The organism is Alkalicoccus daliensis, assembly GCF_900103955.1.
Lineage (GTDB): Bacteria > Bacillota > Bacilli > Bacillales > Salisediminibacteriaceae > Alkalicoccus > Alkalicoccus daliensis.
Genome location: NZ_FNIL01000001.1, coordinates 401,857 through 425,188 on the forward strand (window position 1 = coordinate 401,857; position 23,332 = coordinate 425,188).

Genomic DNA, 23,332 nt, shown 5'->3' on the forward strand with positions numbered 1-23,332 from the left:
TGATAACATGAGGCGCATTATTAAAATGGAAGACCACCTATCAAACAAAATAGCTGCAGGAGAGGTGGTGGAGCGCCCCGCTTCTGTAGTAAAAGAACTTGTTGAAAACGGGATAGATGCAAACAGTTCTAAAATTCGTGTGGATGTGGAAGATGGAGGCCTGGGTAAAATACGCATTCTCGACAACGGGGAAGGAATTGAAAAAGAAGACCGGGAAACAGCTTTCTACAGGCATGCGACGAGTAAAATACACAGCGACCGGGATTTATTCAGAATTCGAACGTTAGGTTTTCGCGGCGAAGCTCTTCCGAGTATTGCTTCCGTTTCAAAAATGACGCTCACTTCCTCCACTGACGGGCAGGAAGGAGAAACATTAAAAATTGAAGGGGGAGAAATAAAAGAGCGTAAAGCTTCACCACCACGCCAGGGAACTGAAATTATCGTCGAAGATCTTTTTTACAATACCCCAGCCCGGTTAAAATATTTAAAAAGTGTCCACACAGAGATAGGACATATAAGTGACGTTATAAATAGGATGGCGCTGTCCCATCCGGAAATAGCTTTTGAGCTGTACCATAACGATAAAAACTTGCTGAAAACGGCAGGACAGGGGGATCTGCTCAGGGTGCTCCACGCGATTTATGGAAAATCTGTAGTAAAAGGAATGAAAAAGCTGGAAGCGTCTTCCGCTGATTTTCAAGTCTCAGGTTATGCTGCAGAGCCGGGCCATGCCAGATCTAACCGGTCCTATATGACAATTGTAATAAATGGGAGATATGTGAAAAATATAGCAGTTTCCAAAGCAGTGCAGGCTGGGTATAATACGCTGCTGCCGATTGGAAAATATCCGATTGTGTGTCTTCATATTACGCTGAATCCAATGTTAATAGATGTAAATGTCCACCCTTCTAAAATGGAAGTAAGGCTAAGTAAAGAGCAGGCTTTACAGAAATTAATTCAGGATTCTTTAAAAAGTTTATGGTCGTATGACCCGATCGTTCCGGAAATGAAACCGCCAAAGCAAAAAAAACCAGCCGCAGAACAGCTTCAGTTTTCGTTCGAGGCAGAAAGTGCTTCTAATATCCAGGAGGAAACCCGCAGTTCTGAACAGGAAAGACAAGTTTCTGCCTATAAAGAGCCGGAATTCACTCAATTAGAAAATAAAGTAAATGAATCTGCGGAGAAACATGCTCCTGAAAATAATTTTCAAGTAAGTGAATCCGATCGCCAAGCAGCAGAAAACAGTAATAATAAAAGAATTCCCTCACTTTATCCAATCGGACAGCTGCACGGTACTTATATATTAGCCCAGAACGAGCAGGGATTTTATATGATTGATCAGCACGCGGCCCAGGAGAGAATTAATTACGAATTTTATTTAAGAAAGCTCGCTGATCCTCCAAAAGAAACACAGGAGCTGTTAGTTCCTATAACTTTGCACTTAAATGGGATAGAAGCAGCTATCATTGAACAGCATACACTTGAATTGGAAAAGGTAGGAGTATTTGCAGAACCTTTTGGTACGAACACATTTCTTATCAGATCATACCCCAGCTGGTTTCCAGCAGGTGAAGAGAAAAGTACACTGGAAGAAATTATTGAACAGATTAAAGAAGTGAAAAATATCCAGCTGGATAAGCTGAGAAATGATGCAGCAGCGATGATGGCCTGCAAGGCTGCGATTAAAGCAAATCATCGACTTCAGGTTTCAGATATGCATGCGTTAATTGAAGAATGGAGAAAATGCCAGGATCCTTTTACCTGTCCGCACGGGAGACCAGTAATGATTCAATATTCTCTTTATGAAATTGAAAAAATGTTTAAACGGGTGATGAATTAATGATGACACCGGGTTCTTTTATAACTACTGGTGTGAAAAATGCGGAACATATGGAAGAAAAAGCAAGAAGTTTAGCCGAAACATATGGCTTAACATTTATAAAACGAAATAAATATTCAGTGAAGGAAATAATTAAAAAACATGATGGTCCACTGTTTGTATTAACACAGGATAAACTAACTTACTACAGTGCGGATAACAAGCCCCCGCTGTTTTACCACCCAAATATTGCTGCTGTCCGTGCAAAAAACTGGAGGAACATCCAGAAAGATCTTTTAGTTGAAGCTTGTAACTTAAAAGCGGGTGACAAAATTATTGATGGAACACTGGGTCTTGGAGCAGATAGCCTTATCCTGGCTCTTGCCGGTGGAAAACATACGAAAGTAACTTCAGTGGAGAAAAATCAAGTTACAGCAATGTTGGTACGAGAAGGTTTGAAAAGTTATGCAATGCCATTCGAGGCGCTTCAGGAGGCCGCGAAAAGAATTAAAGTAGTTAATGCTGAAGCATGCACATATTTAAAAACTTTGGATGATAATTCGGTAGATATTGTTTATTTTGATCCAATGTTTGAATCCACCCTGGATACCTCGAGTGGTATGCAGACGCTCCGCCATTACGCAGACCACCAGGGCTTAACAGCCAACTTAATTGAAGAAGCAAAAAGGGTGGCATTAAAGCGGGTAGTAGTGAAAGCCAGACATTCCAGTTCTATATTTAAAGACTTTGGATTCTTTAGAATTGCACGAAGCAATATTAAATCCGTTCATTACGGTTATATTTCTTTAAAGGAGGTGTGAGTTTGAAGCAGCCTCTCATTGTAATTGCAGGACCTACTGCAGTTGGTAAAACTGAGACAGGAATTAAGTTGGCCAAAAAATTTAATGGTGAAATAATCAGCGGGGATTCGATGCAGGTCTACCGCAAAATGGATATTGGAACAGCAAAAGCTACAAAAGATGAACAAAATCTCGTTCCTCATCATTTAATTGATATTCTATCACCAGAGGAAAATTTCTCTGCAGCTGATTTTAAGGAGAAAGCTGAAAAGGCGATAAATAAGATCAGCTCAAAAAATAAACTTCCTATTATCGTGGGGGGCACCGGGCTTTATATTCAAAGCCTGCTGTATAATTATTCTTTTTCTGAATCGAAAGAAAATATGGTATACAGAAAAGAGCTGGAGGAAATACTGGAGCGCAATGGGAAAAATTATTTGTATGCTTTGCTGCAGGAAAAAGACCCGGAATCTGCAGAGAAAATACATTTTAATAATTCGCGCCGGATCATCCGGTCGCTGGAAATTATCCATCAGACCGGTGCTCCAGTGAAAGCAATGGAAGAACAAAAACTGGAAAGTAAGTACGATGTTCTTATCATCGGATTAACGATGAATAGAGAATTATTGTATCAAAGAATCAACGAAAGAGTCGATCTGATGCTCGAAAACGGATTGTTGGAAGAAGTAGAAAACCTTATAAAAGACGGTGCAGAAAATTATTCCTCTATGAAAGCGATAGGATATAAGGAGCTCATTCCATACATTAAAGGGCGGATTTCGCTGGAAGAAGCTGCAGATAATTTAAAGCAGAATTCCCGCCGTTTCGCCAAGAGGCAGCTTACCTGGTTTCGGAACAAAATGCCTGTCCAATGGTTTGATGTGACCGAAAACAGGGAAGGAAAAATAAAAGATATTGAAAGATATATAGCAGAAAGTCTCCAAAAGAGATAAACTTTATATAAGGCTTTGTCTAACTTCTGGTTCAGCAGGCAGAATGCCATTGGATTTAATTTAGATATAGGTGTATCGTTTAGAAGACAGAGCTTTTATTAATAGAATAAAGAGGGGGAATTTACATGAAACAGCAACCAGTAAATATTCAAGATCAATTTTTAAATCAATTACGCAAAGAGAGCATTCCGGTTACTGTGTTTTTGTTAAATGGATTTCAGCTGCGCGGACTTGTCAAAAGCTTTGATAATTTCACGGTGATACTTGACACAGACGGCAAGCAGCAACTTGTTTATAAACATGCTATTTCTACTTTTTCCCCTCAGAGAAATGTTCAGCTTCAACAGGAAAAATCTTCTTCTTAGTTTTATACAAGCGATAAACAACCCGGAAGAGAATTCTCTCCGGGGTTTTTCATCATGGAAAGAAAGAGGTGGCACACAATATGACAGAGCACCACGACGAGGAAAGAGTAATATTGGTTGGAGTAAACAGAAAAGGTGGAGACGATGATGCTTTTCATCACCGTCTGGATGAATTAAAGGCCCTTGTATCTACCGCGGGTGGAGAAACCGTTGGTATAATGACCCAGTCCATGGATAATCCCCGCACTGGTACATATTTAGGAAAAGGGAAATTAGAGGAATTAGCATTGGCTGCAGAAGAGTGGGAAAGTGACTTGATTGTCTTTAATGATGAATTAACTCCTTCACAATTAAGAAATATTACTGAAAAACTAGAAACGCCGGTCATTGACCGTACACAGCTGATTCTCGATATTTTCGCACAGAGAGCAAACTCTAGAGAAGGGAAACTTCAGGTAGAACTGGCACAGATGAATTATACGCTTCCGAGGCTGAGAGGGCAGGGGCATGTATTATCCAGACTCGGAGGAGGAATCGGCACAAGAGGACCCGGGGAAACGAAACTTGAAACAGACCAGCGGCATATCAGGGACAGAATAACTGAATTAAAACGACAGCTTGATCAGGTAGCGAAACACCGCATACAGTACAGGGAGAACCGAAAAGGAAACAATGTTTTTCAAGTCGCTTTGATTGGGTACACAAATGCTGGAAAATCTACGTTGCTGAATAAGCTTGCCTCTGCAGAAGTATTAATGGAAGACAAGTTATTTGCTACACTGGACCCTACAACGAAAAAAATTAAACTTCCATCAGGTTTTGACTTCCTGCTTACAGATACTGTAGGTTTTATTCAACAGCTTCCTACAACATTAGTGGCAGCTTTCAGGTCTACCCTGGAAGAAGTAAAAGAGGCTGATTATCTGCTCCATGTAGTGGATGCTTCCCATCCTGATGCGGATAATCACGAAGTATCAGTGCATAAATTATTAAAAGAACTGGATGCAGAACACATCCCGGTGCTGACAGTTTACAATAAAAGAGACAGAATACAAGGGGATTTTATCGCTTCAGCTGATTCAGGGAATTCAATACTGATCAGTGCCAATGAAGCAGAAGATTTAAAAGATCTAATGAATAGGCTGGAAGAGGCAGTGATTGCAGAATTCAAGCCGTATATATCCAGGTTTCATGCAAAAGAAGGCAAATGGCTTCACAGGTTACGCGAAGAAACGATTATGAATAAAGAAATTTTTTATGAAGAAGACGAGACATTTGAGGTGCGTGGGTATGCTTCCCCGTCTTCTTCCATTTTTCATGAAATTCAAAAATAGAGAGGTGGGAAAAGAAACAGTAGATGCTACTGTTTCTTAGTGGACAAATGAATGAAATAAACGAACGTGCTGACAAGGTTCATCAGGAACTCTTGCCGAAATTTTTTGAAATGGGAAAAGTAGTGGAACACAACCAGGCAAAGGTGTTAAATGCTTTTAAAAAAGCTGGAGTTTCAGATTTTCACTTCCAGGCGTCTACAGGATATGGATATGATGACGCGGGCAGGGAAACGCTGGAAAAAGTTTATGCAGATGTTTTTAATGCAGAAGCAGCAATTGTGCGAAATCAAATTGTTTCAGGAACTCATGCTATCAGTACAGCGCTATTCGGTATACTGCGGCCGGGGGACGAGCTGTTATATGTAACGGGACGTCCATACGATACGCTGGAAGAAGTTATAGGAATCCGGGGAAAGAAAAATGCAGGCTCACTGAATGAATTCGGTATAACTTACCGGGAGGTTCCTTTATCCGAAGGGAAAATTGATATCAAAAAAATCCTGTCAACTATTAAGCCGCATACAAAAATCATCGGTATGCAGCGTTCCTGCGGTTATGGGGACCGTCCGTCAATCGGAATAGAAGAATTAAGAGAAGCGATAAGTTCTATAAAAAAAGTATACCCACAGATAGTTATCTTTGTAGATAATTGTTACGGAGAGTTTGTGGAAACTTTAGAACCTACCGATGCAGGTGCTGATCTGGTAGCGGGATCTTTAATCAAAAACCCAGGCGGCGGAATTGCAAAGTCAGGCGGTTATATTGTTGGAAGAAAAAAACTTATTGAGCAATGCGGTAACAGGCTGACGGCACCGGGAATTGGTCTGGAAGGCGGTGCTTCTCTCGGAACGCTTCTTGATATGTTTCAGGGATTTTTCCTCGCACCCCATGTAGTCGGAGAATCTTTAAAGGGAGCTGTTTTTTCTTCTGCTCTGCTCTCGTCTTTTGGAATGACAACTTCCCCTGGTCCTGACGAGCAACGCACAGATTTAATACAGTCAGTGTCCTTCCCAAATAGAGAAGCTATGATTTTGTTCTGTCAGGAAATTCAGGCGCATTCTCCAGTAGATGCGCATGTAAAGCCTTATCCCTCGGCAATGCCGGGCTATGAAAGTGAAGTAATTATGGCTGCAGGAGCTTTTATCCAGGGGGCAAGTATTGAGCTTTCTGCAGATGGTCCTTTAAGAGAACCTTACAAAGCATATGTCCAGGGCGGATTAACGTTTGAACATATTAAAATAGCTGTAACGGCATCACTGGTTTCTTTGTATGAAAAAGAAATACTTACCGTATAATTCAGGGATATTAAGAGGAAATTGGTTTCTCACTGAGCAGATTTCTAAAATTCCGTTTTTATAACCTTAAAACAGGCACAACGACTTTAAATGCATTGTCAGAAAATTTCCCTGTTAGATAATCTGACAAAGTACCACATTTTGTTTTGCAAGTTAGTTAGTATACAGTTATCGCAGAAATCAAAGTACAATCATAATTATTTCTGCATAGTATATTGAAGGAGGAGAATGATTGCATGAGTAAAACGACAAGAGAAGACATTATGAAATGGGCTGAGGAGGAAGACGTTAAGTTTATCCGCCTCCAATTTACAGATTTACTGGGAACTATTAAAAACGTAGAGATTCCGGTAGATCAACTTGAAAAAGCACTTGATAATCTGATGATGTTTGACGGATCTTCCATCGAAGGTTTTGTTCGCATAGAAGAATCAGATATGTACTTACACCCGGATCTTGATACTTGGGTTGTCTTCCCTTGGACTCCTGAAAAAGGTAAAGTGGCACGTTTAATTTGTGATATCCATAATCCGGATAAGGATCACACACCATTTGAAGGTGACCCTCGCGGTATATTAAAGAACGTATTAAAAGAAGCAGAAGATCTTGGATTTACTGACTTCAATATTGGACCAGAGCCTGAATTTTTCTTGTTCAAAAATGATGAAAAAGGTGAACCAACACTTGAATTAAATGATAAGGGTGGATATTTTGACCTTGCGCCTACAGATTTAGGTGAAAACTGCCGCCGTGATATCGTATTAGAACTGATAGATATGGGATTTGAAATTGAAGCTTCCCACCATGAAGTAGCTCCAGGTCAGCATGAGATCGACTTTAAATATGCGGATGCTGTAACTACTGCAGATAATATTCAGACATTTAAACTGGTAGTAAAAACAATTGCACGTAAGCACGGACTTCATGCGACATTTATGCCAAAACCTTTGTTCGGTGTAAACGGTAATGGTATGCACGCGAATATGTCTCTTTTCCGTGGACCTAAAGATAATGCTTTCTATGATGAGTCTGCCGAAAATGGACTTAGTGAAATAGCTATGCAGTTCCTTGCAGGAATTTTAAAGCATGCAGATGCGTTTACAGCAATTACTAACCCTACTGTAAACTCTTATAAGCGACTGGTTCCAGGATATGAAGCACCTTGCTATATTGCCTGGTCCATGCGTAACCGTTCACCACTTGTGCGAGTCCCATCTTCACGTGGATTAAGCACGCGTATTGAAGTACGCAGTGTTGACCCTGCAGCGAATCCTTATCTTGCAATGGCTGCTCTTCTTGCTGCTGGTCTTGATGGAGTACGTAAGAAACTAACTCCTCCTGAAGAAACTAACCGCAATATTTATGCAATGGATGCTGATGAGCGAGCTGCAGAAGGCATTGAAGCACTTCCGTCTTCTCTGCAGGAAGCAATTCAGGCACTTTCCAAGAACGAAACGATTACAAAGTCCCTCGGTGCACATGCGCTGGAGCACTTTATTGAACTGAAAGAAATTGAGTGGGATATGTTTGCAACCCAGGTTCACCCTTGGGAGCGCGAGCAGTATATGCAGCAGTTTTAATGGGAAGTACCCTGGTATCGATATGATTCCAGGGTACTTTTTTTGTATTTATTAGATTGAAATATACGAAGACTCTATTGAGTTTAAATAAAAAAACGTGAGTTTAATATGCAGATAACAAGGTTAACATAAATACAAAGAGTCTTTTACAGGAGGTGAAGGCATTGACTAAGTATGTTGAGTACCTGATTGGCGAAGAAAAAGAGGGGGCAATTGTTCCGAAAGATAACATCATACATTCTATTGAGCTGGATATTCAGGGGGATAAAGGAGAAGACAAGGATTATATAGCTGGAGCAATTGCAAAAGAAATCGGCATTCCATTAGAGAAAGTTTTAGTAGGAACTATTTATTAATTATCAATTTCCTATTCTTTCGCTTACTCTCCCTGATTAAATATAAATTGCTTAATATAAAGCTGCCTTAACAATAAGAGTTTGTTTGAAAGAAGTATAATACCGTTGCTCCACTTTAGGAGAGGCTTACCTAAGGGCTTGTTCTCGACTAATTTTGGCGAAAAGAACGTCCGCCAAAATGGATTCTCCAACTGCTCTCATCCTTTGGGCTACACAGCAGTATTAATTTTCATACTTCATGGTGCAAAAATTTTGCATGGGTGTCTCTGTTAAAGTTGTCGGTTGATAAAAGACAGTATGCACCTGTGCTCCGTCTGCTACTGAGAAATCCTTCAGCTATCCCTTGGGAGAAGCAGGGTTCTGTGCAGCCCATCCAAGTAAGACAAAGACCGTCTTTCTTGGATTCAAGATCCCGGCAGGCTTTCCATTTGCTTTTCGGGATCATCTAGAGTGCAAGATGAACTTTCGGTCGTCACGCTTTCTTTTTCCGCAGGCGTCTAACCGCCTTATCCATGCTTTTTCGTTTGAAAGCTCAAAGAGAGGCGATAATCTGCTTCGGTTTTGAAGAGGTAGAACGAAGCGAAAACCGGCGGACGTCTGTTTAGAGAGCGATGACTGCTTCGCTCGACCAGCAGCCATCTTCACCAAAAATGTGAAGATGGCTTTTAGATTATTTGGTCGGATTCATCAATGCTTCCGGCGGTGAAAGTTCACTAAAGCTGGGAATATCCCGAACTGAAGCAAAGTTTCTCTTGATAGCAGCAATGAACGATAACAGAGCCTAATATAAAAAAGGGCCTCGGATGCAATAAACATCCGGGGCCCTTGCATTTAATGAATACTTCGGAACACACCAATTACTTTTCCTAATACTTGAACGTAATCAAGAATAATAGGATCTAACGAAGCGTTTTCCGGCTGAAGGCGAAAATGGTTAGCTTCTTTAAAAAATCTTTTTACAGTAGCTTCATTATCTTCTGTCATCGCTACGATAATATCACCATTATCTGCATACTGCTGCTGGCGCACTACTACATAATCACCATCGAAAATACCAGCCTCAATCATGGAATCACCGGATATCTCCAAAATGAAAGATTCCTCATCCTGTACAAAACTTGCCGGCATTGGAAGATATTCTTCCACATTCTCAATAGCAGTGATAGGCTGACCGGCAGTAACTTTACCAATAACCGGTACAGAAATAGAATGTGTCTGAGGGAAAGAACTTTCCAGTCCTTCTTCCTGGCCCATTACTTCAATTGCCCGGGGCTTTGTAGGATCTCTCCGTATATACCCCTTTTTCTCAAGTCTGGATAAGTGACCATGAACAGTCGAGCTGGAAGCTAAACCGACAGCTTCCCCAATTTCTCTCACAGAGGGAGGGTATCCCTTATCCCGGACCTCTGCGCGGATAAAATCCAGGATTGCCTGCTGACGCGTGGACAATTTAGTCAATAAAAACACCTCTTTTAAGTTATTTATTTATATCAACGACATTATCATCGAAAACGTTAAAATAATTATAACATGAGAACAAAGGTTTCGCAAACGTCCGTTCTATTTTTTATCTTGACACGAACGTCCGTTCCAATTATAGTGGATATTAACAGATGCGAACAAATATTCCTACGAACAAAGGAGCGAACAATATGATGAATTTAAAAAGTTATTTTGACGGATCATTAATTTTACTAATTGCTGCTGCAGGGATAACTGGCTGGACAATGTTTGCTGATTTCGATGAAGATAATACTCTGCCGACAAAAGAAAAAATTGTTACAGAAGGCGAATCTATCTGGTCAATTGCTGAATTTGTGTCCAAAGATATTGATCTGCAGCTCGAAGAAACGGTATATTGGTTGAAAACAGAAAATAACCTGGAAAATGAAGTTATTCATCCAGGGGAAACAATCATTATTCCTGCGGAATGGAATGGAGTTGCAGCGGAGTGAAAGGGTTTATTTATGCGAGAGTAAGCACTTCAAAAGAATCGCAGCAGACTTCCCTTGAACGCCAGAAGGAAGAGCTTGCTGCTGCGGCGGAAAAATGGAATATCCGTATTATAGATGTTATTGCTGAAGAGGCAAGCGGTTACGAAGTTGATCGTCCCGGGGTGCTTGATCTGCTGGACAAAATAAAAGAAACCCAGTCTGATGTGCTGCTGATCCAGGATGAAACAAGGCTGGGCCGGGGAAATGCAAGGATCGCATTAGTTCATCAGCTGCACAAGATGGGCTGTTCTATTTTTTCTTTAAAAGATGACGGTGCACTTCTTATCTCAGAAACTGATTCAATGGTTCTTGATATTGTAGCGATCGTAGAAGAGTATCAAAGAAAACTGCACAATGCGAAAATTAAACGGGGGATGGTAAAAGCTGTTGAGAACGGGTATCATCCGGAAGATAATCTAAAGCGCGCCGGCCAGGGAGGGCGTAAACGACAGGATGCCCCGATGAAAGAAATTTTAAGATTAAGAAAAAACGGAATGACCTTTTATGAAATTGCGGTCATGTTAAGAGGCTTAGGCTTCTCAATATCTAAAGCTACTGTACATCGGCGGTATAAAGAATATCAGGAGCGAAGCGAAAATATTGCATCTGAAGATTAGATTCGATACGATAGTAGATATTCCACAGCTATTGGAGGATTTACATTGATAAGTAAAGATAAATTAGACCGGATTAATATATTAGCCCGAAAGTCAAAGTCTGAAGGCCTTTCTTTGAGGGAGCAGAAGGAACAAAAAGAATTACGAAAAGAATACCTGAAGAATGTAAGAAGCTCTTTTAAGAACCAGTTAAGTTCTGTAAAGGTCGTTGATGAGGAAGGTAATGACGTTACTCCTGACAAAGTAAAAAAAGAAAAAAGAAACAATAACCTGCTTCATTAAATGCTACTGCAAAAAGCTGAGTTTTCCACTCGGCTTTTTTATTTTGTCTTTAATTAAGTAAAGGAAAGTTCTACTTATAGGTTGTCTAACCTCTTGGAAACGTTTATCATAAGATATGTGAGAAAAATAAAAATGTAAAGTGAGGGTGTAATCTTTTATGTCTACTTCAGTGGAACAAAGGTCTATCAACACGATTAGAACATTATCAATTGATGCAATTGAAAAAGCGAATTCCGGCCATCCGGGTATGCCTATGGGGTCAGCTCCTATGGCGTATAAAGTGTTTACAGAATTTATGCAGCACAATCCAGCGAATCCGAACTGGTTTAACCGGGACCGCTTTATTCTTTCAGCTGGACACGGCTCCATGCTCCTTTACAGCCTGCTTCATCTGCAGGGGTACGATGTTACGCTTGATGATTTAAAAAACTTCCGTCAGTGGGGAAGCAGAACTCCAGGACATCCTGAATTCAAACATACGCCGGGAGTGGAAGCTACTACAGGACCTTTAGGACAAGGTATCGCAATGTCTGTAGGTTTCGCAATGGCGGAAGCACATCTGGCTGCTACTTATAACAAAGAAAACTATCCAGTAGTAGATCATTTTACTTACAGCATTTGTGGAGATGGTGATTTAATGGAAGGGGTTTCTGCAGAGGCAGCTTCTCTTGCGGGACACCTTAAGTTAGGTAAACTTATCGTACTTTATGATTCCAACGATATTTCTTTGGACGGAGATCTTCATCAGTCCTTCTCAGAGAGCGTTGCAGACCGGTATGAAGCATACGGTTGGCAGGTAATTTACGTAGAGGATGGAAATGATACTGCGAAGATTTCCAAAGCGTTGGAAGCTGCACGTAAAGATGACCGCCCTACGATGATTGAAGTAAAAACAGTAATTGGATTTGGGTCACCGAATAAAAGCGGTAAAAATTCTTCTCACGGTGCGCCGCTTGGGGAAGATGAAGTAACTGCCACGAAAAAAGCTTATGGATGGGATTACGAAGAAACTTTTTATATTCCGGATGAAGTGAAAGAAAATTTTGCACAGGTAAAAGAAAAAGGTGCAGACTCAGAGCAAAAATGGAATGAACTGTTTGATTCTTATAAAAATGAATACCCGGAACTTGCGAAACAGCTGGAAGAAGCTATCAATAACGATCTTCCGGAAGGTTGGGATAAGGATATTCCTGTATATGAAGAGGGAGATGCTCCGGCTACCCGTGCTTCAAGTGGAGAAGTTTTAAATGCAATCGCCAAAAATGTACCATCTCTGTTTGGCGGCTCAGCTGATCTTGCTTCCTCAACCAAAACGATGATGAATGACGAAGTAGACTTTACAAGAGATAATTATGCTGGACGTAATATCTGGTACGGGGTAAGAGAATTTGCGATGGCTTGTGCAGTAAACGGTATGGCACTTCACGGAGGAGTGAAACCATTTGGAGCTACGTTCTTTGTATTCTCTGATTATCTGCGTCCTGCACTTCGGCTGTCAGCGATTATGCAGATTCCGTCTATCTTTGTATTTACACATGACAGTATCGCTGTCGGAGAAGATGGACCTACGCATGAGCCGGTGGAACAGCTGCCTGCGCTGCGTGCACTGCAGGGGCTTTCACTTCTGAGACCAGCAGATGCCAATGAAACAGCTGCGTCCTGGAGAATTGCAGTAGAATCAAAAGATACACCTACTGCCCTTGTATTAACGCGCCAAGGTCTTCCTACGCTCGCAAATACAAAAGAGCGGGCAAACCAGGGAGTTCGCCACGGTGCTTATGTAGTATCAGATGCTTCCGGGGAGCCGGATGGTCTCCTGCTTGCTTCCGGATCAGAAGTTTCCCTTGCTGTAGAAGCCCAGCAGGAGCTTGAAAAAGAAGGTATTTATGTAAATGTTGTGTCTATGCCAAGCTGGGATCTTTTTGAAGCACAGTCAAAAGAGTATAAAGAAAGCGTGATCCCTTCCAATATTAAAGCACGCCTTGCGATTGAAGTTGCAAATCCACTTGGTTGGGAACGTTATACAGGAGATGAAGGTTCTGTTCTTGGCATCAGTATCTTCGGTGCCTCTGCTCCGGGCGGAAAAATCATGGAAGAGTATGGTTTCCATAAAGATAACGTAGTCAGCCGCTTTAAACAGCTTTTGAATAAATAACTTTACTTTGACCGCTCTCTGTTTACCAGAGGGCGGTTTTACTTTAATTGTTTCTTTTTAACGTCTTTGCAAAAGAACTTCAGTCGTGTATACTTATGAAGGTTAGAAATTGTAAATAGATGAAGGAGGGTCAAGGCGATGCAATTGTGGCTGGCAATTTTGTTAATCGTCATCGCTTTACTAGCAGGAATCGCAGCTGGGTTTTTTATTGCAAGAAAATATATGATGAACTATATGAAGAAGAACCCGCCAATTAACGAAAAGATGCTGAGAGTAATGATGATGCAGATGGGTATGAATCCATCCCAGAAGAAAATAAATCAAATGATGAAAGCAATGAACAACGAGCAGAATAAGTAATATAAAGCAGGGCTCTTCCACAGACCCTGCAGCGTAATGCCCGTAAATGGAGGAGCTGACCTGGAGGAATCCAGGCAGCTCTTTTCTTGTAGTCTTAACGAAAGGATGAATTATATGACCAGCATTTATATACCTTCCGTACCGTTTAATGAAATAGATGATAAAAATACCCAGGTAATCGATGTCCGTTCCCCGGCAGAATATAAAGAATTTCATATTCCCGGGAGTATAAATCTGCCTTTATTCACTGATGAGGAACGCGCCACAGTGGGTACAGCTTATAAACAGGATAGTCCGGATAAAGCAAAATCGCTCGGAATCGAAATTTTTTCTGCAAAATTACCCGGTTTTTACAGACAAATTATCGATCTGAAAAAGAATAATGCCCGGGAATTAGTGATTACATGTGCAAGAGGAGGTATGAGAAGCGGATCTTTTGTTTCTTTAATAAATAGTCTGGATATCCCCGTGAAACGCCTGGAAGGCGGTATGCGCAGTGTAAGACAATATGTGCAGGAAGAATTATCAAGATTATCTTCCCTTTCCTGGAAAATGGTTGTTATCAGCGGACATACAGGCACTCGAAAAACAGTATGGCTGGAAAAACTTCATGAGGAAGGCTACCCTGTACTTAATCTTGAAAAACTGGCGAACCACCGCGGTTCAATATTTGGTCATATAGGCAAGGATAAGCGCTCTCAAAAAGAATTCGAATGGCTCTTAGTGGGAGAACTGCAGCGATTGGAAAAAGAAGAATATGTGCTGATCGAAGCAGAAAGCAAAAGAATCGGGCCTATTATTCTTCCGGAGTGGCTGCAGGAAAAAAAAGAATACGGGAGATTTATTGAACTGACTGATAACATGGACAGGAGGGTCCAGTATCTTCTGGAAGAATATCAGCCGCAAAATCATAAAGAATCATTTCATGAAGCTTTAAATAAACTAAAGAAAAGGCTGAAACCTGCCGCAGGAAAGTTCATTGAAGAAGCCGAAAAGAAAGATGATTACTACAGTATTTTTAAATGCCTGCTCGAAAATTATTATGATCCAAGCTACTCGCACAAACAAACAGGTTATATTGAAAAAGATTACAAGCGGTATCTGAATATATCAGATTTAAAAGAAGAAGATATTCTGCCATTGCTGCAATCAGAAATTATGCTGGAAGTAAAGAAGGTATAAATTATGAAGGTATTTGTGGATTTAGGCTGGTACTTCAAACAGGAAAAGTGGAGGTATCTTACTGGGATTTTCATATTAATCTTAGTATCGGCGCTAACACTGATCCCTCCGTATATTATCGGTGTGGTCGTAGATGGAATTTCTGCACAAGCTTTAACGCAGCAGCAGCTTCTCATCTGGATGACAGTGCTGCTGGCAATTGGCGTATTATCCTATCTACTCCGGTATGTCTGGAGAATACTTATCTTTGGGGCGTCGATAAAATTAGCAAGAATTCTCCGCGATAAACTTTATGAACACTTCACTTTAATGAGTGGTAAATTTTATCAGAAAAAGCGGACAGGGGATTTAATGGCGCACGCTACAAATGATATACGTGCGATAGAACAAACTGCCGGTGCAGGTGTACTCACACTGGTGGATTCTTTAACAATGGGAAGTTTTGTAATTATTACAATGGCTCTCACTATCAGCTGGGAACTTACGTTAATAGCTTTAATTCCGATGCCGTTTATGGCTTTGATGACTTCTATCTATGGTTCAATGCTTCATAAGCGTTTCAGCAGAGCACAGCAGGCATTTTCTTCTTTAAATGATAAAGTTCAGGAAAGTATGAGTGGAATCAAAGTAACGAAAGCGCACGGGTATGAAAACGAAGAGGTGTCTTCTTTTAAATCGCAGTCCAATAACGTAGTCAGAAAGAACATGGCTGTAGCAAAAGTGGATGCTTTGTTCGATCCGACCATTTCATTAGTGGTTGGTATGTCTTTTTTTCTTTCTATCGCATTTGGTGCAGTATATGTTGTAAATGAAGCGATTACTATCGGGCAGTTAACAAGTTTTACAGTATATCTGGGGCTTCTAATTTGGCCGATGCTTGCGTTCGGCTGGTTTTTTAATATTGTTGAAAGAGGCAGAGCATCGAATGACAGGGTAAATAATATATTAAAAGTGCCTATGGATGTTAAAGACAGCGCGCAGGCAGCTTCCACGGTCCCCCAGGGAAATATTTCATTTCAGATTGATCGTTTTTCCTATGATGAGACGGAAGAGAATTTAAAAGATATACATATTGAACTCCAGGAAGGAAATACTCTTGGTGTTGCAGGAAGAACTGGAAGTGGGAAAACTACTTTGGTTAAAGCACTATTAAGAGATTTTGATATTAAAGATGGGGATATATATATAGGCGGAAAATCTATCAGAAGTTTTGAGAAGAATGCCCTTTTAAACGCTGTGGCTTTTGTTCCGCAGGATCATTTTTTATTTTCAGCTACCATTGCAGATAATATCGCTTTTGGAAAACCTGATGCTTCCTATAAAGAAATTATTGAAGCGGCAAGGCATGCAGGAATACATGCTGATATTAGCAGATTTACAGAAGGATATGAAACCATGGTAGGGGAAAGGGGAGTAACACTTTCCGGAGGACAGAAACAGAGAATATCCATTGCAAGGGCACTGCTTTTAAATCCGCAGATTCTTATATTGGATGATTCTCTCTCCGCAGTCGACGCCAGAACAGAAGAATTTATTTTGCGGAATTTAAAGAAAATCAGACAAAATAAAACTACGATTATCACGGCGCACAGACTTAGTGCAATTATGCATGCCGATGAAATTGCTGTACTTGATCAGGGGGAGTTAACAGAAAAAGGTACTCATAATGATTTAATGCATTTTGAAAGCTGGTATAAAACCATGTATGAAGCGCAGCAGGTAGAAATGAAAATAGAGGAGGGGCATGGTGATGAATAACAAACATAAACAATTACTGCATCCCCTTCCTCAAAAAGAAGTATTCAGGCGCCTGCTTGTTTATACAGGAAAAGAGAAAAAATTAATAATTGCTGCAATGATTTTGTTAATTGGAGGTACCGCAGCAGATCTGGCAGGACCGCTGATTATTCAAACTTTTATAGATGATTATCTGGCGCCGAGAAATTTTGTTCAGGATGCACTTATTACGTTAGGAGTCGTCTATCTCCTGCTTTATGCAGGGTCCGCTGTGATGAATTACATACAGGGCTATTTGTTTCAGAAAGTAGCGCTCTCTATCATTCAGGATATTAGAGTTGATATTTTTGCAAAAGTAGAAAGCCTCGGATTGTCTTTTTTTGATCAGTTCCCTACTGGGGGTCTAATCTCCAGAATCACAAATGATACAGAGCAGGTGAAAGAGTTATATATTACGGTCCTTGCAAATTTTCTTCAAAATATTATTTTTTTGATAGGGATATTTGCAGCAATGTTCTATTTAAATGCTGCCCTCGCAGCTTTTGCTCTTTTAATTCTTCCATTATTATTAATTGTGATTTACTTTTATCGGAAATACAGTTCAATTTTTTATGCGGATATGAGTGAGAAGCTCAGTCAGCTGAACGCGCGTTTAAATGAATCAATTCAAGGCATGAGTGTGATTCAGATGTTCCGGCAGGAGCGGAGAATGTCCAGGGAATTTGCAGTTATAAATCAGCAGCACCAGGATTCCTGGATGAAAAGCATGAAATTAGACGGGCTGCTGCTGCGTCCGGCAATTGACTTAATTTCTATACTTGCTTTGATGCTAGTTTTAACTTACTTTGGAGCGGCTTCATTTACGGGGCCGGTGGAAATAGGAGTTGTTTATGCCTTTGTAAATTATCTGGACAGATTTTTTGAACCTGTAAATCAGATTATGCAGCGCTTATCTATGTTTCAGCAGGCAATGATATCAGCAGGAAGAGTGTTTAGGCTGATGGATCATAACGAACCTCCTCCCAAACAGCAGCCAAACGCAGGATATCAGATTGAAAAAGGGAATGTAGAATTTAAAAAAGTTCATTTTTCCTATTTTGAAAATGAAATGGTTCTAAGTGATATTTCGTTTCGAATAGATAAAGGAGAGATGCTCGCGATCGTTGGCCAGACTGGCAGCGGAAAAAGTTCCCTCATTAATGCCTTAATGAGGTTTTATCCTATCAGGGAAGGAAATATTTTGATTGATGGGAAAGAAATTCAAACCATTCCTTTTCAGGAAATAAGAAAAAATATTGGACTGGTCCAGCAGGATGCTTTTTTATATGCTGCTTCCATTAAAGATAATATTAGGCTTTACAATAAAAATATCACTGAAGCAGAAATTTTCACCGCTGCAAAAACCGTAGGAGCAGATGCCTTTATTCAGGAACTGGATAATGGGTACGATCATGTGATCGGAGAAAGAGGAACAACGCTCTCTACAGGGGAAAGACAACTGCTCTCTTTTGCAAGAACTATCGCGCATAACCCTAAAATTTTAATACTTGATGAAGCTACGGCTAGTATAGATACAGAGACGGAAGCAGAAATTCAGGATGCATTAAAAAATGCACGTGCAGGAAGAACTACGATTGCGATAGCACACCGTCTTTCTACTATTAAAGAAGCTGACCATATTATCGTGCTGGAACAGGGAAGGATAGCTGAACAGGGCTCCCATCAGCAATTGATTTCTAAAAAAGGGATATATGAAAAAATGTATCATCTCCAGCAAGGGATGAATTATATACAAAAGTAGAAATTGAAAGGTAATATTAGCCGGGAAACCATTCGCGCATTTTATAACAATCATTTAAACTTCGACGAAGTGTAAATAAAATCAAACTTTAAATTTAAGATTTAAGCTCTGTCAATACTCATTGTCGATAAGAGGAAACTTTGCTGCAATTCGGCCAACCGTAGACGATCTCCTCCGCTTCCTCGCATCACTGCGGGATTTTCCCAGCTCGTTCTTCCAGAGGCCGTTGCACTTCCCGCCGAAAGCATTGGCGCAGCCGACTTAAAGAGCGGAGCAATGCTCACTCTTTAAACAGGCGTCCAATAGTTCAATTAAATACAGGTTTAAAATATTGACTCATATACCCTACGAGGGTATAGTATAAACAGAGGTGATAATGATGATGCATTCTCAAAAGGTTCATCCGAGATCTGAAAAAGAAAAAAAACAGTTAAATGACCGGCTGAAAAGAGTAGAGGGCCAGGTTCGAGGTTTGCAGAACATGGTAAATGAGGATCGGTACTGTATAGATATTCTTGTGCAATTAACTGCCGTACAGGCCGCTTTAAAAAAAGTAGGGTTTGATATACTCGAAGAGCACACAAAAGGCTGTGTAAGCAGTGCTGTTAAGTCAGGAGACCAAACAGAATCCATAGAAGAATTAATGCAGGTGATCAAACAATTTTCAAAAACCTGACAAAGGGAGGATATGAAATGAGTTCCAGGACGATTACAGTTCCAATTGATGGGATGACTTGTGCAGCTTGTTCCTCCAGAATTGAAAAAGTTTTAAATAAACAAGAAGGTGTGGATGCAGAGGTTAACCTAACAACAGAGCAGGCAAAAGTTACGTACGATGACAGTCATTCAAGCTTTGAAGATATTAAAGCAAAAATCGAGAAGACTGGCTATAGAGTTAGAAATGAATCTCTTCAGTTTCAAATAGAAGGAATGACCTGCGCCGCCTGTTCCTCCCGTATAGAAAAGGTGCTTTCAAAAACAGACGGAGTAGAAGAGGCGAATGTGAATTTAACAACCGAACAAGCTTCTGTGAAATACACTGAAGCATTCATCAGTGAAGAAGAAATTTTTAAAAAAGTAAAGAAACTGGGATATGAACCTAGAGTAATTAATGCAGACGCCAGGGAAAATAAAAAAGAGAGTGCATATAAAAAACAGCGGTTTCTTTTCCTGTTTTCTTTAATTTTCTCCGTACCTTTATTTATTACGATGATTGATCATTTTTACCCTGACGAAATGCTGCTGCCGCACTGGCTGATGAACGGATATGTGCAGTGGGCACTTGCTACACCTGTTCAATTTTACGCTGGCCTGCAGTTTTATAAGGGAGCATACAAGTCTTTACGGGGCAGCAGCGCAAACATGGATGTGCTGGTGGCGATGGGGACGACAGCTGCCTATGTATACTCCATTTATCTCGTAATGATCGGTGAAGTAAATTTATTCTTTGAAACGAGTGCTATTATTATCACACTCGTACTGTTAGGGAAACTTTTAGAAGCCCGAGCTAAAGGAAAAACTTCGGAAGCGATTCAAAAATTAATGGGTCTGCAGGCAAAGAAAGCATTAGTTATCCGCAGTGAGGAAGAAATATTAATTCCGATCGAAGAAGTTGTAAAGGGAGACCAGGTAATAGTAAGGCCAGGAGAAAAGATCCCTGTAGACGGAATTGTTCAATCCGGACATTCCAGTGTAGATGAATCAATGCTTACTGGAGAAAGTGTTCCGGTAGATAAAGAAGCAGGAAAAGAAGTTGTGGGAGCTACTATTAATAAAAATGGAACATTAACTATTCAAGCAACAAAAGTCGGTTCTGACACTGCTTTATCACAAATTATCAAAGTGGTGGAGGAGGCACAGGGGTCCAAAGCTCCTATACAACGGATGGTTGATGTAATATCCAATTATTTTGTGCCGGCTGCTTTTAGTGTAGCAGTACTCTCCTTTCTCGGCTGGTATTTTGTTGCAGGAGCTTCATTTGAAACTGCACTCATTAATTTTACAGCAGTTCTTGTAATTGCTTGTCCCTGTGCGTTAGGTCTTGCTACTCCTACTTCCATAATGGTTGGCACGGGCAAGGGTGCTGAAAATGGAATTTTGTTTAAAGGAGGACAGCATCTTGAAAGAACCCATAAAATCAACACAATAGTACTGGATAAGACTGGTACAATCACAAAAGGTAAACCGGAAGTAACGAATATAAAGATTTTCGGAAAAATTAATGAACAGGAATTTATAGAAATTGCAGCTTCAATGGAAACTGCTTCAGAACATCCTTTAGGGGAAGCGGTCGTTCATTATGCGAAAGAAAACAACTATCAATTATTTAAACCCGACTCTTTTCAGGCAGTACCTGGACATGGTATTGAAGGTGCACTATCGGGGAGGGCAGTCCTGGTGGGTTCAAGAAAATTGATGAAGGAAAATGGAGTGAATTTGTCAGGCGCCGAAAGCCAGGCAGAAACCTGGGAAGCTGATGGGAAAACGGTTATTTTTACCGCGGTGGATGCCCGGATAGCTGGTATAATCGCAGTTGCTGACCAAATAAAAAGTTCTTCGAAAGAAGCAATCCATGAGCTGCAAAAAGCAGGTTATGAAGTTGCGATGATCACCGGTGATAATGAACGGACAGCAAATGCTATTGCAAGAGAAATAGGAATAGATATCGTATTCAGCGAAATTCTTCCCGAAGAAAAAGCAGGAATTGTAGAAAGTTTACAAAAGCAAAAGAAACGTGTCATGATGGTGGGAGATGGAATAAATGATGCTCCGGCGCTAGCAACTGCTGACATTGGAGCAGCGATTGGTACCGGGACGGACGTTGCAATAGAAGCTGCAGATATTACTTTAATGAAAGGGGATCTGCGGGCAATCCTTCAGGCTGTGCAGCTTAGTCAGAAAACTATTCGAAATATTAAGCAGAATTTATTCTGGGCTTTTGTATATAATTCCATAGGTATTCCGATTGCAGCATTAGGATTTTTGGCGCCTTGGGTTGCTGGAGCTGCTATGGCATTCAGTTCTGTTTCTGTAGTGTCGAATTCACTGCGGCTGAAAAAAGTTAAATTAGCGTCTTTGAAAGAAGTATAATTTTATAAGGGAGGTGTTTATTTTGAGAGAAGAACTGATTCAAGTAGAAGGTATGACTTGCGGGCATTGTAAATCTGCGGTTGAAGGAGCAGCAGCAGGTGTAAAAGGCGTAACAAATGCTGAAGTAAATCTTGATAAAGGGAATGTGCTTGTGAAGATGGAAGATAATGCTGACCTCGCAAAAGTTATCGAAGAAATTGAAGATCAGGGGTATGATGTTAAAAAATAAACAGTTTCGGCGGCAGACCTTTTACTTTGCCGCCCCTTTTTTATGCAAATTATGCTATACTAATGCTGTCTTAATTCGATAAGGGGGACCTATCATGTACGCTGTTTTATTTGCAGTGCTGGCGATGATGATGGCAGTGTTTGCATTATTTGTCCGCATGAAATCTATGAAAAAACCAGCAACCGCAAAAAAAATACTAATACCGCCGCTTGCTATGTCCACAGGATTTTTAATGTTTTTATATCCGCCGGTGCAGGAAATTACGTGGCTTGAAATGGCTGAAGCATTTATTGTAGGACTTTTATTTTCCATCTTATTAATAAAAACATCTTCGTTTGAGATAAGAGACAACAATGTTTACATGAAAAGATCTAAAATGCTGCCAATTATTTTAGTTGGTTTGCTGGCAGTAAGATTATTATTTAAGCTGACTTTCGGCATCTATTTTGAATATGAAGTGCTGGCAGGCATGTTTTTCATTTTAGCATTTGGAATGCTTCTCCCCTGGAGAATAGCAATGTTTTTGAAATTTAAAGAAGTAGAAAAAGAACTTTATGAACAGAATCATTTAGATAAAAATTCTGTTACATTAAAAAACGCTTAGCGCCGGTCCCCGGTGCTAAGCGTTTTTTATTTCTTTCGGCGCCTGATCAAAATAAACTTCATAAGGAGCTGCATCAATATTTTTTTCTTTTAATTTTTTACGGAGAAATTTATGGTCTCTCTTCGGAGTAGCTGCTATATAACCTTTAATGATTAAAGCCTCATCCAGCTCTCTGGCATTTTCTTCTAATGCAAATTTACTAATCTGTCCTGCTATTTTATGCTTGGCAATGTCCCTGAATAATTCTGGAACCGGCTCCACAAGTTCATTTAAAAATTGTCTCTTCTCATCTGTCCATAGAGGAAGTGCCTGGTCAATATAATATTCCTGCCAGTCAAGGATAGACTTCCCATCATTTTTAGGCAGTTTTTTAAGGAATTTTCTGAACATAAAGTATCCACCAATAGATATAAGAACGAAAAAAAGTACGGACCAAATCATAATAAACCACATGAATATGTCTTCCATATTAGAACCACCTCACTTGTTGATTCTATTTTACGTCATAAAGGAAAATAAAAAAAGTAATAAAACTAAAAAAACCAGCATAAGCCGGCTTCAGCGAAAAATTGGCGGGATCGTGTGGGAATCGAACCCACCGGAGACGACACGCGCCTCCCAAAAGGCTTTGAAGGCCCAGGTAAGCACCAGCTACACATCCGACCCCATGACACGAAATTCATTATAATACGGGTGCAGGGATAATGCAATGGGGAGAACTCAGACTCGTAATTCTCAGCGGCTTCAGCTAAAATAGTTTAAGAGTCAGGAGGTATATT

The 23,332-nt window shown here is 40.3% G+C and carries 22 protein-coding genes and 1 tRNA gene; 20 read left to right on the forward strand and 3 right to left on the reverse strand.

Annotated elements, in window-relative coordinates; genetic code table 11:
• The first annotated feature begins 7 nt into the window (after window positions 1-7).
• The 8 genes from mutL (at window position 8) to BLP92_RS02050 (ending at window position 8,502) form a co-directional block, all read left to right on the forward strand.
• Entirely contained in the window at window positions 8-1,840 is a 1,833-nt protein-coding gene (gene mutL, locus BLP92_RS02015; RefSeq protein WP_090840089.1) for a DNA mismatch repair endonuclease MutL, read from the forward strand.
• On the forward strand, window positions 1,840-2,640 hold the full coding sequence (locus BLP92_RS02020; protein WP_090840091.1) for a class I SAM-dependent methyltransferase: 801 nt from the start codon (window positions 1,840-1,842) through the stop codon (window positions 2,638-2,640). The genes mutL and BLP92_RS02020 overlap by 1 nt, the downstream gene beginning before the upstream one ends.
• On the forward strand, window positions 2,637-3,572 hold the full coding sequence (miaA, locus tag BLP92_RS02025) for a tRNA (adenosine(37)-N6)-dimethylallyltransferase MiaA (protein WP_210184558.1): 936 nt from the start codon (window positions 2,637-2,639) through the stop codon (window positions 3,570-3,572). Before BLP92_RS02020 ends, miaA begins: the two co-directional genes overlap by 4 nt.
• 125 nt (window positions 3,573-3,697) lie before the next feature.
• Window positions 3,698-3,937, forward strand: a complete 240-nt coding sequence (hfq, locus tag BLP92_RS02030) for an RNA chaperone Hfq (protein WP_090840094.1) — start codon at window positions 3,698-3,700, stop codon at window positions 3,935-3,937.
• 80 nt (window positions 3,938-4,017) lie between these two features.
• On the forward strand, window positions 4,018-5,271 hold the full coding sequence (gene hflX / locus BLP92_RS02035) for a GTPase HflX (RefSeq protein WP_090840096.1): 1,254 nt from the start codon (window positions 4,018-4,020) through the stop codon (window positions 5,269-5,271).
• Window positions 5,272-5,294: 23 nt separating this feature from the next.
• A complete protein-coding gene (locus BLP92_RS02040; protein WP_244516619.1) occupies window positions 5,295-6,566 on the forward strand; it encodes a methionine gamma-lyase family protein in 1,272 nt (423 codons plus the stop codon).
• A 236-nt stretch (window positions 6,567-6,802) separates the two neighbouring features.
• Window positions 6,803-8,146 carry a type I glutamate--ammonia ligase gene (gene glnA / locus BLP92_RS02045; protein ID WP_090840098.1) on the forward strand — a complete coding sequence of 448 codons (1,344 nt, stop codon included), beginning with the start codon at window positions 6,803-6,805 and terminating at the stop codon, window positions 8,144-8,146.
• 164 nt (window positions 8,147-8,310) lie between these two features.
• Window positions 8,311-8,502: a hypothetical protein gene (locus BLP92_RS02050; RefSeq protein ID WP_090840100.1), complete on the forward strand. Its 192-nt coding sequence runs from the start codon at window positions 8,311-8,313 to the stop codon at window positions 8,500-8,502.
• A gap of 831 nt (window positions 8,503-9,333) precedes the next feature.
• On the opposite strand, the gene lexA is transcribed toward BLP92_RS02050, so the two are convergent.
• A complete protein-coding gene (gene lexA / locus BLP92_RS02055; RefSeq protein WP_090840102.1) occupies window positions 9,334-9,960 on the reverse strand; it encodes a transcriptional repressor LexA in 627 nt (208 codons plus the stop codon).
• Window positions 9,961-10,154: 194 nt separating this feature from the next.
• Here lexA and yneA point away from each other — a divergent pair, with 194 nt between their 5' ends.
• The 12 genes from yneA (at window position 10,155) to BLP92_RS02115 (ending at window position 22,553) form a co-directional block, all read left to right on the forward strand.
• Window positions 10,155-10,457 (forward strand): cell division suppressor protein YneA, encoded by a 303-nt coding sequence (yneA, locus tag BLP92_RS02060; protein ID WP_090840103.1) that lies wholly within the window; start codon window positions 10,155-10,157, stop codon window positions 10,455-10,457.
• A complete protein-coding gene (locus BLP92_RS02065; protein ID WP_090840105.1) occupies window positions 10,454-11,113 on the forward strand; it encodes a YneB family resolvase-like protein in 660 nt (219 codons plus the stop codon). Before yneA ends, BLP92_RS02065 begins: the two co-directional genes overlap by 4 nt.
• Window positions 11,114-11,158: 45 nt before the next feature.
• The gene (locus BLP92_RS02070; RefSeq protein ID WP_090840107.1) at window positions 11,159-11,395 is read left to right on the forward strand and encodes a DUF896 domain-containing protein; all 237 of its coding nucleotides are present in this window, start codon (window positions 11,159-11,161) and stop codon (window positions 11,393-11,395) included.
• Window positions 11,396-11,552: 157 nt separating this feature from the next.
• Window positions 11,553-13,550: a transketolase gene (tkt, locus tag BLP92_RS02075; protein WP_090840109.1), complete on the forward strand. Its 1,998-nt coding sequence runs from the start codon at window positions 11,553-11,555 to the stop codon at window positions 13,548-13,550.
• 138 nt (window positions 13,551-13,688) lie between these two features.
• Entirely contained in the window at window positions 13,689-13,910 is a 222-nt protein-coding gene (locus BLP92_RS02080) for a YneF family protein (RefSeq protein WP_090840110.1), read from the forward strand.
• A 114-nt stretch (window positions 13,911-14,024) separates the two neighbouring features.
• Window positions 14,025-15,092 (forward strand): tRNA 2-selenouridine(34) synthase MnmH, encoded by a 1,068-nt coding sequence (gene mnmH, locus BLP92_RS02085; protein ID WP_175444146.1) that lies wholly within the window; start codon window positions 14,025-14,027, stop codon window positions 15,090-15,092.
• A 3-nt stretch (window positions 15,093-15,095) separates the two neighbouring features.
• Window positions 15,096-16,850: an ABC transporter transmembrane domain-containing protein gene (locus BLP92_RS02090; RefSeq protein ID WP_090840114.1), complete on the forward strand. Its 1,755-nt coding sequence runs from the start codon at window positions 15,096-15,098 to the stop codon at window positions 16,848-16,850.
• A complete protein-coding gene (locus tag BLP92_RS02095) occupies window positions 16,843-18,630 on the forward strand; it encodes an ABC transporter ATP-binding protein (RefSeq protein WP_090840115.1) in 1,788 nt (595 codons plus the stop codon). The genes BLP92_RS02090 and BLP92_RS02095 overlap by 8 nt, the downstream gene beginning before the upstream one ends.
• A gap of 382 nt (window positions 18,631-19,012) precedes the next feature.
• Window positions 19,013-19,306: a metal-sensing transcriptional repressor gene (locus BLP92_RS02100; protein WP_280138078.1), complete on the forward strand. Its 294-nt coding sequence runs from the start codon at window positions 19,013-19,015 to the stop codon at window positions 19,304-19,306.
• Between the two features lie 17 nt (window positions 19,307-19,323).
• The gene (locus BLP92_RS02105; RefSeq protein WP_090840121.1) at window positions 19,324-21,720 is read left to right on the forward strand and encodes a heavy metal translocating P-type ATPase; all 2,397 of its coding nucleotides are present in this window, start codon (window positions 19,324-19,326) and stop codon (window positions 21,718-21,720) included.
• A gap of 22 nt (window positions 21,721-21,742) precedes the next feature.
• Window positions 21,743-21,949: a cation transporter gene (locus BLP92_RS02110; RefSeq protein ID WP_090840123.1), complete on the forward strand. Its 207-nt coding sequence runs from the start codon at window positions 21,743-21,745 to the stop codon at window positions 21,947-21,949.
• 94 nt (window positions 21,950-22,043) lie between these two features.
• On the forward strand, window positions 22,044-22,553 hold the full coding sequence (locus BLP92_RS02115; protein WP_090840125.1) for a CcdC family protein: 510 nt from the start codon (window positions 22,044-22,046) through the stop codon (window positions 22,551-22,553).
• A gap of 15 nt (window positions 22,554-22,568) precedes the next feature.
• Here BLP92_RS02115 and BLP92_RS02120 read toward each other — a convergent pair whose 3' ends face one another.
• Together BLP92_RS02120 and BLP92_RS17930 are read right to left on the reverse strand one after the other, a co-directional pair.
• Window positions 22,569-23,021 (reverse strand): DUF2621 family protein, encoded by a 453-nt coding sequence (locus tag BLP92_RS02120; protein ID WP_090840127.1) that lies wholly within the window; start codon window positions 23,019-23,021, stop codon window positions 22,569-22,571.
• A 102-nt stretch (window positions 23,022-23,123) separates the two neighbouring features.
• Window positions 23,124-23,220, reverse strand: a tRNA-Sec gene (locus BLP92_RS17930).
• Between the last annotated feature and the right edge of the window lie 112 nt (window positions 23,221-23,332).